This is a genomic window from Paenibacillus sp. ACRRY (genome assembly GCF_022346995.1).
In the GTDB taxonomy this organism is placed as follows: Bacteria; Bacillota; Bacilli; order Paenibacillales; family Paenibacillaceae; genus Paenibacillus.
Genome location: NZ_JAKRNM010000006.1, coordinates 231,026 through 245,112, shown reverse-complemented (window position 1 = coordinate 245,112; position 14,087 = coordinate 231,026). Strand labels below are relative to the sequence as shown.

Annotated in this window: 14 protein-coding genes; 3 read left to right on the top strand and 11 right to left on the bottom strand. The window is 47.7% G+C overall.

Annotation, left to right across the window (positions count from 1 at the left end):
- Positions 1-307: 307 nt before the first annotated feature.
- The 4 genes from MH144_RS21550 to cysT are packed head-to-tail and all read right to left on the bottom strand — an operon-like array spanning position 308 to position 4,071.
- Positions 308-1,360 carry a sulfate ABC transporter substrate-binding protein gene (locus MH144_RS21550; RefSeq protein WP_481857386.1) on the bottom strand — a complete coding sequence of 351 codons (1,053 nt, stop codon included), beginning with the start codon at positions 1,358-1,360 and terminating at the stop codon, positions 308-310.
- Between the two features lie 35 nt (positions 1,361-1,395).
- Positions 1,396-2,460, bottom strand: a complete 1,065-nt coding sequence (locus tag MH144_RS21545) for a sulfate/molybdate ABC transporter ATP-binding protein (RefSeq protein WP_095289209.1) — start codon at positions 2,458-2,460, stop codon at positions 1,396-1,398.
- 1 nt (position 2,461) lies between these two features.
- Positions 2,462-3,259: a sulfate ABC transporter permease subunit gene (locus tag MH144_RS21540; RefSeq protein ID WP_239304079.1), complete on the bottom strand. Its 798-nt coding sequence runs from the start codon at positions 3,257-3,259 to the stop codon at positions 2,462-2,464.
- Positions 3,256-4,071, bottom strand: a complete 816-nt coding sequence (cysT, locus tag MH144_RS21535) for a sulfate ABC transporter permease subunit CysT (protein WP_239304078.1) — start codon at positions 4,069-4,071, stop codon at positions 3,256-3,258. The genes MH144_RS21540 and cysT overlap by 4 nt, the downstream gene beginning before the upstream one ends.
- 302 nt (positions 4,072-4,373) lie before the next feature.
- On the opposite strand from cysT, the gene MH144_RS21530 reads away from it, so the two are divergent.
- The gene (locus MH144_RS21530) at positions 4,374-4,775 is read left to right on the top strand and encodes a secondary thiamine-phosphate synthase enzyme YjbQ (protein ID WP_183522726.1); all 402 of its coding nucleotides are present in this window, start codon (positions 4,374-4,376) and stop codon (positions 4,773-4,775) included.
- 179 nt (positions 4,776-4,954) lie between these two features.
- Here the strand turns inward: MH144_RS21530 and MH144_RS21525 are convergent, their stop codons facing one another.
- The 5 genes from MH144_RS21525 to tkt all read right to left on the bottom strand — a co-directional run bounded on the left by MH144_RS21525 (position 4,955) and on the right by tkt (position 10,388).
- Positions 4,955-5,536: a TetR/AcrR family transcriptional regulator gene (locus MH144_RS21525; RefSeq protein ID WP_095289205.1), complete on the bottom strand. Its 582-nt coding sequence runs from the start codon at positions 5,534-5,536 to the stop codon at positions 4,955-4,957.
- 5 nt (positions 5,537-5,541) lie between these two features.
- Positions 5,542-6,174 (bottom strand): YigZ family protein, encoded by a 633-nt coding sequence (locus MH144_RS21520; RefSeq protein ID WP_095289361.1) that lies wholly within the window; start codon positions 6,172-6,174, stop codon positions 5,542-5,544.
- 168 nt (positions 6,175-6,342) lie between these two features.
- Positions 6,343-7,698, bottom strand: coding sequence for a glucose-6-phosphate isomerase (locus MH144_RS21515; RefSeq protein WP_095289204.1), 1,356 nt, complete (start codon positions 7,696-7,698; stop codon positions 6,343-6,345).
- A 184-nt stretch (positions 7,699-7,882) separates the two neighbouring features.
- Positions 7,883-8,200, bottom strand: a complete 318-nt coding sequence (ppnP, locus tag MH144_RS21510) for a pyrimidine/purine nucleoside phosphorylase (protein WP_239304077.1) — start codon at positions 8,198-8,200, stop codon at positions 7,883-7,885.
- Between the two features lie 145 nt (positions 8,201-8,345).
- On the bottom strand, positions 8,346-10,388 hold the full coding sequence (gene tkt, locus MH144_RS21505) for a transketolase (protein ID WP_239304076.1): 2,043 nt from the start codon (positions 10,386-10,388) through the stop codon (positions 8,346-8,348).
- Positions 10,389-10,810: 422 nt separating this feature from the next.
- Between tkt and MH144_RS21500 the strand changes: the two genes are divergently transcribed.
- On the top strand, positions 10,811-11,296 hold the full coding sequence (locus MH144_RS21500) for a hypothetical protein (protein WP_239304075.1): 486 nt from the start codon (positions 10,811-10,813) through the stop codon (positions 11,294-11,296).
- Between the two features lie 71 nt (positions 11,297-11,367).
- On the opposite strand, the gene purU is transcribed toward MH144_RS21500, so the two are convergent.
- Together purU and MH144_RS21490 are read right to left on the bottom strand one after the other, a co-directional pair.
- Positions 11,368-12,261 (bottom strand): formyltetrahydrofolate deformylase, encoded by an 894-nt coding sequence (purU, locus tag MH144_RS21495; protein ID WP_239304074.1) that lies wholly within the window; start codon positions 12,259-12,261, stop codon positions 11,368-11,370.
- 22 nt (positions 12,262-12,283) lie between these two features.
- On the bottom strand, positions 12,284-13,411 hold the full coding sequence (locus MH144_RS21490) for a deoxyribonuclease IV (protein ID WP_239304073.1): 1,128 nt from the start codon (positions 13,409-13,411) through the stop codon (positions 12,284-12,286).
- 167 nt (positions 13,412-13,578) lie between these two features.
- Here MH144_RS21490 and MH144_RS21485 point away from each other — a divergent pair, with 167 nt between their 5' ends.
- Positions 13,579-14,049 carry a DUF2621 domain-containing protein gene (locus MH144_RS21485; RefSeq protein ID WP_095360610.1) on the top strand — a complete coding sequence of 157 codons (471 nt, stop codon included), beginning with the start codon at positions 13,579-13,581 and terminating at the stop codon, positions 14,047-14,049.
- The last annotated feature ends 38 nt before the right edge of the window (positions 14,050-14,087 follow it).

Genomic DNA, 14,087 nt, shown 5'->3' with positions numbered 1-14,087 from the left:
AGATAAAATCATCATATCTGTAGTGCTCTTCCGAAACGGCATCAAAAGCAGCCACGTCCTTGGCCTTGATAGCCTGGAGTATTTGGTCTTCAGACATGCCTTTGCCACGGGCCTGTTCCAGGCGAATGGCTGTACTTTGGGATAATTTGATCTCTGTACTCATCATCTCTCACCTTCCTGCAAGACCTTCTGGTAGGATGGCCTTACACTACTCTATGATTTCCTTTTACAGCAAAAAACCTTCATCTCTACTATATTCCGCGAAATGAAGGCTTGATGTCAATGCTGCGATTACACGTTTACCCAACTATAATCCCGCCAGTACCTGATACCAGACTCCGCGTTTGGAATATAGCGTACTGCGCACTTCGTCCCATCCACCAAGGTAGTTGATATCAAACAGACCTTCAGGCGTTGGAAACGTGGATTCGGTCTCCGCAAACACTTCAGGGTCTACCGAACGAAAACCATGCTTGGCAAATATGCGCTGAGCCTCCGGAGTTCGCAGATAGTCCACAAAGGCCTCTGCCAACTCCCTATTCCCGTGTTTATCCGCGTATTTATCCACGACTACCGCCGGATTTTCAATCAGGATTGTATTCTTCGGTACAACGATATCGTACTTAACACCCTGGGCAATACGGGCAAGCAGTTCATTCTCATAAGTCACGATGACATCGCCGACGCCGTATTCGAAGGCTGCCATGGAAGATCGGCCGCTCTTATCCAGCGACTCGACATTCACATGCACCTTCTCCAGAAACGCTTTGGCAGCGGCAGGGTCTTTCTGGCCCTTTTCTTCCGACAGCTTCAGTCCTGCCCCGTAGATTGCATTAATATCCCACTGGGCTCCGCCTGACGTTTTGGGATTGGGATACAGCACCTTGACTCCCGGCTTGGTCAGATCTTCAAAATCACGAATTCCAAGCGGATTGCCATCCCTTGTTCCAAGAACAACAATGGAACGGGTAATCATGCCGTCATTCGGCGTTTGTTTCCAATCGGAGGTCACCAGGTCGGCCTTGACCAGCTTATCGATGTCACTTTCCATGGCGAGCAATGCCACATCGGCCTCGAAACCGCCAACAATGGCCCTTGCTTGGGTACCTGAGGCTTCGTAGGACTCCTGGAAATTGACCGTCTGTCCGGTTTTTGCCTTCCATTGCTCCTTGAACTTGGGCAGCAGCTCTCCTACAGCATCTTTGGCTACACTGTATGCACCAATGACAAGCGTATTGGATTGTTCAGCTGCAGAGGGTCCGTTCTGTTCGCCTTCCGCTTCCTGATTACTGCAGCCTACGGTCATGCAGACGAGCAGAAGCATAAGGGCAGCGTATAAGGGGATTATTTTCTTCTTCATCGTCTGCATGGGGCAGCCTCTCTTTCGAGCGCATTTTAGATCATGACCGGCATTGGATCTTCCTTCAAACGATTCTCGACAACCCAGCTATCCGTGTCATTAAACAGATAAGCCCGGTGTACAAGCACACGAATCTGTTGACCAATCTCCAGTGTCGTTTTCTCAAGTGAACGATAGGTGATCAGCTTGTGGCCCTGTACCTCGACTTCCACCATCCACTCACTACCGCGAAAGTGAAGATGCTTCACCGTGCCCTTTTCGGTAGCTGACAGCATGGAGAATTCGTTTTTCAGACCAATCTCGATATACTCCGGCCTGATCAAGGCGCGTGTATGATCTCCTTCTACCGCATGTTCGAAGCCTTTAAGCTGCGAGGCATCCTCCACAACAGTGGATTCACCAATAAAGGTTGCCACAAAAGGAGTCTGTGGATTTTTGTAGATATCCCAAGGTGTGCCTTTTTGCTCTAAACGGCCTTGGCTGATAATCATGATTTCATCTGCAACTTCGATCGCTTCATCCTGATCATGTGTTACAAATATCGAGGTAATGCCAACCCGCTCAATCAGCTCTCTCAACCATGAACGCAGCTCCTGGCGAATCTTGGCATCGATGGCGGCAAAAGGCTCATCCAGCAGCAGCAGCTGCGGCTCAGGAGCCAATGCTCTGGCAAATGCGACACGCTGACGCTGTCCACCGGACAGTTGATGCGGATAGCGCTGTTCAAAACCTTTTAGCCCGGTCAGCTCGACAAGTTCCATGACCCGATCACGAATCTGGGCTTTGGGTGTCTTTTTGACCTTAAGTCCAAAAGCGATATTATCAAAAACAGTCATGTGTTTGAACAAGGCATAGTTCTGAAAAACGAATCCGATTCCCCGCTCCTGCGGAGGCAGATGATTCACCACCTTGCCGTGAAAGCGAATCTCTCCGGAATCCGGGTTTTCCAGACCGGCGAGCATGCGCAGGATAGACGTTTTACCTCCTCCACTAGGTCCCAGCAGACCGATCAAATGGCCTTTAGCAATATCGAACGAGACATCTTTTACCGCATGAAATTGACCGAAATGTTTGTTCAGATCACGGACTTCCACATGCATCTCAATGCACTTCCTTTCGCTTCTTGGCCCATTCCATCATGAGCAGCAGCCCAACGGAGAAGGTAACCAGTACCAATGCCACACCATTTGCGGCAGAGACATTAAAATTCTCAACATCCTGATAAACAAGCGTTGTTGCCGTCTGCGTTCTGTTCATAATATTGCCCGACACCACCAGCACTGCACCGAATTCTCCAAGCGATCGTGCAACGGTAAGTACAAGTCCGTATACGACAGCCCAGCGGATGGAAGGCCAGGTGACACTCCAGAACGTTCTCCACCCATACGCGCCAAGCGTTGAAGCCGCCTCTTCCTGCTGCGAACCGAGCTCCTGCAGGACCGGCATAACCTCCCTGACCATCAACGGGAATGTGACAAACAGCGTTGCAATGACCATACCAGGGAAGGCGTAGACCACATTGAAGCCGATTCCTTCAAAAAAGCCACCCATAATACTGTTCGGCCCGAGCAACAATACAATCATCAACCCGCCAATGACGGGAGACACCGCATAAGGCAGGTCCACGATACTGTTTAGCAAACCCTTGATTCGATCACTAAGCCATCCGGCACGAACGAGGTAAATGGCCATCATAATGCCAAACAATGTATTTAACAGCGTGACGACCAGCACCACAAGTCCGGTCATCATCAAGGCATGCAGCGCTTCAGGGCGCATCAGCCCATCCAGGAAGCCTCCTGCACCATCCTCAAATGCTCCGATCAAAATGCGTCCCAAAGGAATAATCAGAAGCACAATAAATACCACAAACGTAAGTCCGATTAATAGCCTTCTCATCGTCTTCTCCCCCGCATCTGCACCAGATTAATCAGCCAGAGGATCAGGAAAGAGAGCGTGAGGAGCAGTACGGATACAGCAGCTGCACCCGTAGGATTGTCACTTTCGATCTCGCCGTAGATAAACACGGAAGCCGTCAGCGTTCTGCCCGGGATGTTGCCTGCCACCAGCACAACTGCTCCAAATTCTGCAAGTGCTCTGGAGAAAGCAAGCATGCCACCGCTAATCATGCCTGGAGCCATAGAAGGCAGAATGACCTGCCTGAACGTACGCGCCTTCGATGCACCCATGGTATAGGAGGCCTCTTCCTCCGAAGGGTCGATCTCTTCTAGCAGAGGCTGCACCGCACGAATCACGAATGGAAACGTAACAAAGGTCATTGCAATAACGATTGCAGGCTGATGGAACACAATTTCAATTCCCATGGTTTCAGCCAGCTTGCCTACAGCACTGACCGGTCCAAGCAGCAGCATAATCATTAACCCGCCAACTGCAGTAGGAAGTGCAAAGGGCAGATCTACGAGACTGTTGAGAAACGATCTCCCAAAGAAACGATAACGCGTGAGCACCCAGGCAATCATGGTGCCCAGTACCACGTTAATCAGTGTAGCGACAACAGCCAGTCGAACCGTCAGCAATACGGCTTTCCACGCGATTGGATCCATGACACTCTCGGCAAAATTGCTCCATCCTTCAGAGAAGGAATTGACGTACACACCGATAATCGGAAGCACGATGAGTACAATAAAATATAGCAATACAGTACTGCGGAATCCCCAAGTCCATCCCTTGTGACGAAGAACGGTATTCATTGCTGCATTCCCTCCCAGCCTCCGGTTCCATATCCGGTCGGCAGTCTCCCTGCTTTGATACATTCATTTTCCTGAGTTGGATTATATTTCTTTAATATTATTCCCATTAGTCTACTTGGTTTTTTGCTTATCTGATACTTTACCAGTTTGCAGTGCTAACCGTCAATGCTTTTATTGTATATAATCGGGGCGTTTAGCAGATGATTTGTTAACAATTTTACCCGTGAATTGTGGTTTGTTTGAATTAGAGTGGTTAAGGTACAATCTAGAAGAGAATTTACGAGGATAAGGAGTGCTGCCAGATGTTATATACGAAAAATATATCGACCTCCAGACGGGATGAAATCAAGGATATCACAAGAGAAGTGGAGCAGGTTGTCCGCAATAGCGGTGTACAAAACGGAACTGTACTTGTCTATTGTCCCCATACGACAGCAGGTATTGCGATTAATGAAAATGCCGACCCGGATGTTAAACATGATGTGCTGCTTCGTCTGGACGAAGTGTATCCTTGGGAACATCCCCAATATCGACATGCTGAGGGGAATACCGCTTCCCACCTGAAATCAATCACAACCGGTCCATCTCAAACGGTGATTATTCATGAAGGCCGATTATTACTCGGTAGATGGCAGGGTATTTATTTCAGCGAATTCGACGGCCCTCGTGAGCGGGAATATTTTATCAAGATCATGGAAGGCTAATTCAGCCAAACGCAAACAGGCGGACAACCCTGATTTAGGGCTACGATCCGCCTGTCTTGGTCTTTCGCGCCAACAAACTTTCGCGAGACAACGTTATAAAGAATTAATGTTATGACAATTCACCGCCCTGAAGTATAGGAGTGCGACAAAAGCGCCTTTTATAGGACGCCAGGCTGGTGTTATAGATTGCGGCATAGTACTTTGACATGAGATAATGCCGACGATTCAATCTCAGCAAACGTTACACGATCCTGAATATAATACGATATAAATCCGTGCATGGACAAAAACAGTGTGCGCGGCACACATTGGATATCCTCATCCGTACAGCCTTCCTCGTTCATGTACTGCCTGACAATGGAAGCAAACAATTCGAAGCATCTTCCCTGCTCCGTACGACAATAGGATAACAGCTCCTCATCCCGAATCATGAACATAATCTCGTATTGATACGGATTCTCCAGACCAAAACGAATGAATTCCAACATGATATGTTCTACCTTGCTCATACCGCCCACGACTGGCCTGACCATGGCTTGCAGCAGCAAATGTCCCAGATGATTGAAATCTTCTACCACAATGGCATAGAACAATTCTGCCTTTTCCTTAAAATGATAATACAGCGACCCATGACTATAGCCCAGATGCTGGCCGATGCTTCGCATCGAAATGGCGCGGTATCCTTTGGTAATAAAAAGATGTCTCGCCGCCTCCAGGATCCGCTCCCTCGACAACTCTTGTTCGACTGCTCTTCTAGCCATATATTTTATTCCCCTTCAATAAAATAAAGCCGCTGTCCCTCCGTGATCCGGGATTGCCCTTGCGTCAAATCCGTGATCCAGGCGATAAAAGCCTCGGTTTCACTATCCGGCGGAAGACAAGTCAACGTAACCTTATCGGTGAATCCAGTTTCACCCGTACGGACTTCCCGGCTCCTTAATTCATTTTCCACTTTTCCCAGCCACGTATAATCCAGTTCCACAAACACTTCACGATGAAGCACTTTGGTTATGGCCTCTCCAGCTTCAATAGCCGCGACAGCACCATCCGTATATGCACGGATTAAACCGCCAGCCCCAAGCATGATTCCCCCAAAATACCTTGTAACCACGATAGCCACATTTTTCAGTTGCTGATTTTTGATGACTTCAAGAATGGGTTTCCCTGCAGTTCCGCTTGGTTCCCCGTCATCGGATTGCTTCTGGATCTCATCTCTCTCTCCTATCATGTAGGCGGAACAGTTATGAGTGGCATTCCAGTGTTTCTTCTTGATTTCATCAATAAAAGCAACTGCTTCTTCTTCCGTTGTAACTGGCATAATATGACCGATGAAACGCGACTTCTTGATGACAATTTCCAGATTACCCGGTCCTCGAACCGTGCGATAACGTTCAAGCATTTCAATCCAACTTTCCGATTTAATCCATTTTACAAGAAAGCAGTTCCCCGCGCGGACGCGGATGAACTGCCTTGGTTTAAACATCCGGGGATCACTGCATTCTATCTCACAATGAAACCCGGGTGTCGTTACACATGCTTTATTTAACTATATGAGTCAAACCATGAATTATTCAGAAAGTCTCGCTTCAAGCGCTGCTTTCTCTTCTTCAAAGCCTGGTTTGCCCAGCAATGCGAACATATTTTTCTTGTAAGCTTCTACTCCTGGTTGGTCAAACGGGTTGACGCCCAGCAGATATCCGCTGATGCCGCATGCTTTTTCAAAGAAGTATACCAGATATCCGAAAGAATATGGAGACATATCCGGAATATTCACAATCAGGTTTGGAACTTGGCCATCTGTATGTGCAAGCAGCGTACCTTGGAACGCTTTTTTGTTGACGAAGTCCATTGTTTTGCCTTCCAGGAAGTTCAGACCATCGAGATCATCCGGATCGGCTTCGATCGAAATATGCTCGGATACTTCAGCTACCTGAATGACCGTTTCGAAGATGTTCCGGCTTCCTTCCTGGATGAATTGACCCATGGAGTGCAAGTCCGTGGAGAAATCAACAGATGCAGGATAGATTCCTTTGTAATCTTTACCTTCACTCTCTCCGTAAAGCTGTTTCCACCACTCGGATACAAAGTGCAGGGATGGCTCGTAGTTAACGAGGATTTCTGTTCCTTTACCTTTGCGATACAATGCGTTACGAACAGCAGCGTATTGATATGCTTCATTCTCAGCTACATTCGGGTTGCTGTATTCTTTGGATGCGTCAGCTGCACCTTGCATCATTTCTTCGATGTTAATGCCAGCTGTAGCAATCGGCAGCAAGCCTACTGCTGTCAGTACCGAGTAACGCCCACCAACATCATCCGGAATAACGAAAGACTCGTAACCTTCTTCGTTCGCCAGTTTTTTCAGTGCGCCGCGCTCTTTGTCTGTTGTAGCATAGATACGTTTGCGTGCTTCTTCTTTACCGTATTTTTTCTCCAGTGCTGCACGGAAGATACGGAAAGCAATGGCTGGCTCGGTTGTCGTACCGGATTTGGAGATAACGTTCACGGAGAAGTCTTTACCTTCTACCAGATCCAGCAAATGAGTTACATATGTGGAGCTGATATTGTTTCCTGCGAAATAGATTTCAGGCGTTTTGCGTTTATCTTTTGGCAGGTTGTTATAGAAGGAGTGTGTCAGCATTTCAATCGCTGCGCGTGCACCCAAGTATGAACCACCGATACCGATAACGATCAGTACTTCGGAATCGCTTTGGATTTTGGCAGCCGCTTTTTGAATGCGGGAGAATTCTTCCTTGTCATAAGCGGTTGGCAGGTCAATCCAGCCCAGGTAATCGGATCCGGTTCCTGTTCCGTTGTGGAGCTGCTCATGAGCCAGACGAATCGGTTCAGCGAAATAGTCCACTTCATGCTGGTTTACAAATTGCAAGGCAGTGCTGTAATCAAACTTCACTTTTTTTGCCATGATCTAAAAACCTCCTGATATCGGTAGCTTATTTTTCCGTTTTCCATTCAAACAACTTAGCATAAGGATACTTCAAATCCACGGGGCTGACAAGCTTGCAGCTTGAACTTTGTCACTTCAAATTCAAGAAGCAAAAAGGGTAAACCAAACCTGCTGATTGCAGGTTTTGGCTACCCTTCTTGTATTATTCCGCCGGGTACGAGCAGCAGTAGTCGGTAACGCTGCGTATCTCCAGTTTGAATTTGGATTCGGCAGGCACGTGGAACGTAGCTTGACCTTGAATCTCTTGCCAATCTTCTTCTCCGGGAAGCAATACTCTCAGATCGCCGGACAGAATCTCCATGATTTCACGGGAATCTGTACCGAACTCATAGTTGCCTGGGAGCATGATGCCCAGAGTCACTTTGCTGCCATCCCCCAAAATAACCGTTCTGCTGGTTACCTGGCCATCATAATAAATGTTGGCCTCTTTCACTACACTGACTTGATCAAACTGTGACATGCGTACCCGCTCCCCCTGAAGTTAATGAAAACAAAAGGCAAAACAGATCAGGATGAATCCTCATCCTTACTCTGCCGGAAATAACTTTGCTGCCACAAACAGAACAGTTAAGGCTGTTCCATTCGTAGCAGCGTTCTTCAAGCTATTACAGCAATGCTTTTACGCGGCTAACCACGTTATCGACTGTGAAGCCATACTCTTCGATAACACGGTCGCCAGGCGCGGAAGCACCGAATGTGCTGATTGCGAGAATGTCGCCTTGATCGCCAACATATTTCTCCCAGCCCATTGGATAAGCCATTTCAATCGCCAGACGAGCTTTAACATCCGGAAGCAGGACGGATTCTTTGTACGCTTTGTCCTGTTTCTCGAACAGATCCCAGCTCGGCATGCTGATTACGCGAACTTGGATACCTTGTTCAGCCAGTGCAGCTTGAGCTTTGACAGCCAGTTGCACTTCGGAACCTGTAGCGATGATTTGTGCTACCGCTTTGCCATCTTTTGCATCCGAAACAACATAAGCGCCGCGTTTAACGTTCTCACGGGAGCCTTCTACTGTTCCTTCCAGGATCGGCAGGTTTTGACGAGTGAGTACGAGTGCAACCGGGTTGTTCTTGTTCTCAAGCGCATAAGCCCAAGCAGCAGATGTCTCATTACCGTCAGCCGGACGAATAACCGTCAGGTTAGGAATGATACGCAGGGATGCGAGTTGCTCAATTGGTTCGTGTGTAGGACCATCTTCACCAACAGCGATACTGTCATGAGTCAGGACGTATGTCACAGGCAGACCCATCAGGGAAGCCAGACGAACAGCCGGACGCAGGTAGTCGGTAAATACGAAGAATGTACCACCGAATACTTTCACACCGCTGTGCAGTGCCATACCGTTCATTGCACCAGCCATACCGAATTCACGGATACCGAAGTAGATGTTGCGGCCGGAATAATCTTCTGGAGCAAAGTTTGCAATGTTGTTCAGGTGTGTCATTGTGGAGCTTTCCAAGTCAGCAGATCCACCAGTCAGATGAGGCACGTTATGCGCCAAACCGTTCAGTGCGTTACCGGAAGCAACACGAGTGGAAAGAGCTTTGTCTGTTGCAGCATATTTAGGCAGATCGCGGTCCCAACCTTCTGGAAGGTCGCCGTTGATTGCTGTTTCGAACTGAGCTGCCAGCTCAGGGAATGCTTTTTTGTACTCGGCGAATTTCTCGTCCCAAGCTTTGTTTGCGGAGATACCACGATCTTTGACTTGAGCAAAGTGATCGCGAACTTCAGCTGGTACGTGGAAATCTTCCTCGTAAACCCATTTGTAAAATTCTTTGGTCAGTTTTGCTTCGTCAGCACCCAGTGGGGAACCGTGAGTACCGCCGTGGCCGCCTTTACCTTGTTTGTTCGGGCTACCATAACCGATAACAGTTTTCACTTCGATCAGTGTAGGACGCAGTGTATCTGCTTGTCCTTCCTGAATTGCTTTTTCGATTGCAGGCAGATCGTTACCATCTTCTACGCGCAGCACTTGCCAGCCATAAGCTTCGAAGCGTTTTGCGATACTTTCGGAAGAAGACAGGTTCAACTCACCATCAAGAGTGATGTCATTGGAGTCGAACAACATGATCAGTTTACCCAGGTGCAGACGTCCAGCAAGGGAAGCTGCTTCGTGGGATACGCCTTCCATGAGGTCACCGTCACCACAGATTGCATAAGTGTAGTGGTCGATAACGTTGAATTTATCCTTGTTGTATGTCGCGCCCAGTTGTGCTTCAGCCATAGCCATACCTACAGCCATTGCAATACCTTGACCCAGTGGGCCAGTCGTAGCGTCAACACCTGCAGTATGTCCGAATTCCGGGTGACCCGGAGTTTTGCTACCCCATTGGCGGAATTGTTTCAATTCTTCCATAGGAAGATCGTATCCGCTCAGGTGTAGCAAGCTGTACAGCAGCATGGAACCATGTCCTGCAGACAGCACAAAACGGTCCCGGTTAACCCAAGTTGGGTGGTCCGGGTTATGTGTCATCGTTTTTGCAAAAAGTTGGTACCCCATTGGGGCGGAGCCCATAGGCATTCCCGGGTGTCCCGATTTTGCTTTCTCGATTGCATCAATTGCCAGAGTACGTACAGTTGTAATCGACAGGTTGTCGATTGTGTTGTTCTCGTCCTTTTGAATCGCTTCGTTCTTGTCAGTCATGGTTTGTCCTCCTCATGTCTTTAGATAAGTCGGGTGCGCAAGCGAATCCCTCTCATCATACAAGCAAACCGTATATAACAATAAGTGAATCCGCTTGAATGTTTCATTTTGACTTATTCACTTTTGTATTGTATCACTTGGCGTGAAGCTTTTCCATAACCTTCTTTTAGAAGTTCCGGAAAATTCGGTTGTTTGTGGGTGAGGTGGGTTTATTCCAGCGCAGAATAAAAGGTGTTCGGTAGAGCATCTGAGCCCATGTCCGGCTTGGCAAACCTCGCTAATCCATCGGATGAAGTATAACCTCTAACCGGAAAACCATACACTTTTTACAGCTCGAAGTTTTTTTCATATGGAATCGTTCATGTTTCTGATTCGGAATCTCAACGGCTGTGTTACTCTCAGAAAGAAAGGAGGCTTGCCACATGCCGGGACCACAAGCTTTACAGGAAAAGTCGTCAAATCATCCATTACCCTGGATTGCAGGGACGTTAACGGGCATCATCACCGGCTTATTCCTTGGTTTTTTTCTTAAAGCGGTTCAGGCATATACGGGCGAAAAGGTATATACCCTGCTGCTGAATGTCGATTTTGTGCCCTGGCTTCCGTCCATACTGCCTGAATGGTTTGAATTTACGCTCCATCTTCTTGTTTCTGTAATCATCGGCCTTTTCTACTTCTGGTGGATTCAGCGTTCCGGTTTCCCCTTGGCTAAAGGCGTTTTGCTCGGTGCGTTCTCTTCCCTGCTATATATTCCGCTCTCTCTATTATCTGCACGAGTTCCAGGCTTAATGGATTTCAAGGCCATATCGTTTTGGATCGCCGGACACCTTCTATTTGGTATCCTCCTTGGCGTCTGCGGACGGATATGGAAACGGCAAAAAGGCGATTCCCATTTAGCTCGCAAATAGGAAGTCGCCTTTCTTATCAGGACCGATTCATATGGTCTCGAATCAACCTTGCACAGTATTAAAGCATCAAGCTAAAATACAACGGTTTTGTTTTCGTGTACCAGAATCCGGTCTTCAACATGCCATTTAACCGCACGTGCAAGCACAACGCGCTCAATGGTACGTCCGATCCGTTTCAATTCGGTCACGTCATCCCCATGACTTACACGTTGAACGTCCTGCTCGATAATCGGCCCGCCGTCCAGTTCTTCGGTCACATAGTGTGCTGTTGCTCCGATTATTTTAACACCACGGTTGTACGCCTGAGCATACGGTTTACCACCAACAAAAGCCGGAAGGAAAGAATGGTGGATATTAATAATCCGGTTGCGGTAATGCTCGATGAACATCGGAGAGATGATCTGCATATAACGCGCAAGAATAATCACATCAATATCGTTACCGATGACGTCCAGCTGGCGCTGCTCCGCTTTTTGCTTCGTATCAGCCGTTACTGGAATATGATGATATGGAATGCCGAATGATTCTACGTAATCCTTCATATCCAAGTGGTTGCTTACCACAAGAGCGATATCAGCATCAAGGTCTCCGGCCTGCCATTGCCACAGCAATTCAACCAGACAATGATCTTCCTTGGATACAAAAATAGCCAGTTTCTTCTTGCGGCTAACCGCAGAGAGAGACCAATCCATCTTAAAGCGTTCGGCCACTTCTGCAAAATCAGCTTCCAGCTTGGCCAGACGCGCTGTCAGTTCCGGAAGATCGAATTCAATACGCATGAAAAACATGCCGCCAGACGGGTCCATAGTGTACTGGTCAGACTGAACGATGTTTGCACCATGCTGGTGCAGGAAATGTGATACGGCAGCTACAATTCCTGGACCGTCCGGACAGGAAATAAGCATCCGCGCCCGATCGGCGCGGTTTTTGGAATCAGGACGTGCTTGTTTTGCATGAATCTCCATCGGGCTATTCTTCCTCCTTCAATTAAGCCGTGACCAGCAGTTCTTTTCCTGCAAGCCAGGCGATCAAACGATGATTCACTTGCTCTTCGTTCAAATGCGGGAACAACGCTGCTTCCGCTACCAGATCATACAATCGTTCCAGCGGTTCACGTGGATCAGCCTTTTTGGCTTTTGCATCATTCTTGAGAAGCGTCCAAACGTCGAGAATATAGGAACGCGAGTCAATCTCTTTCCCTTGGAAGAAGTGCTGCAGCTGCTCCACCTCTGTCAGGAATTCCGGACCAAACCGGCCACTCACATCTCCACGAAGCAATGCAATTTCCACCTCGTACATCGGGCGTTGTGTCTTGGCTTCCTTACCGATCCAAGGTGTCTCCAGAATAAATGGACGTCCTTGAAGCGCCTCGTGATGAACGATGCGGTTAATCGCTTCAAAACCAATCCAGCCGGAACCAATCGGTGTATGACGGTCCTTGCGTGCACCTACTGCATTCTTACTATCATTAATATGCATTACGGTAATGCGGTCAAGCCCTACCGTGCGATCAAACTGCTCAAGCACACCATCCAGATCATTTACGATATCATAGCCTGCATCATGAATATGGCATGTATCCATACATACAGCGAGACGTTCGTTGTGCGTAACCTTCTCCATGATCTGTGCAATCTCTTCGAAACTGCGGCCCATTTCGGTCCCTTTGCCAGCCATTGTTTCAAGAGCAATCTTGACATCGGTCTCTTTGACACCTTCGAGCACTTCATTGAGCCCCTCGGCAATCCGACCAATACCATAATGAGCATCCTTATCCGTAAAAGCGCCGGGATGCAGCACAATATTTTTGACACCAATGGCATGTGTCCGGCGAATTTCTTCCTGAAGGAAGCTTACAGCCAGTTCATACGTGTTTTCTTTGTAGGAACCAAGGTTAATAATGTATGGCGCATGGACAACAATATCTTCCATTCCGCCTTCTTGCATGGCAAGCTTTCCTTCCTCGATATACATGGACTCAATAGGCTTGCGGCGCGTATTCTGCGGTGCACCCGTATATATCATAAACGAACTGGAACCGTACGAGGACGCTTCCTTCGTTGCACTCAATAATCCCTTGTCCGAAAAGGACACATGGGAGCCGATTTTCAGCATCATTGATCCCCCTTTTTCTGAATTATCCCTTATTCTAACGCGATTATCGAAATAAATCTAGAAATGCGCTATAATTCGGGTTACAGGCTATTTTTTACAGCTAATTTGGAACATGGTGGGCGGAATCCGTCTTTCTGTGAAAATCAATGAACCGAGGTGACTCCGCAATGATTTTCGGCTCCTACGCTATGACGTTAGTCAGCAGTTCTCCCAGCAATTGGTTTATGAATACGATCGCATTCTGGACTTTTCTTTTGCTTGGCAGCATGTGTATCGGTGGATTTTTTATGATGCGCAAGTTTTTGAAAGTGCTCCCAAAAGCGGACGGCAAATCCAAACTGGATTGGCAAAATTATTGGGTCGAAACAAGCCGCCACCTGTGGACGGATGAAGCCAAGGCTTTTCTGGATCAACTCGTAGAGCCCGTGCCTGGTCCGTTTCGCGATATTGCCAAACATTCGATTGCTGCAGAGATTGGTAAAATTGCTGTTGAAAACAAGGCAACCGAGGTATCCCGAGATCACTGCATCAAAGGATACATTATAGCCACACCGAAGCGTGATAATAAGTTTCTGGTCAAATTTTTGGAGAAAAACCAAATTGATTACTCGCCTTATAAACATCTGATGAATAAATAAAGAAGTTTCCATTGTGGACGGAATCGCATACTCATCTC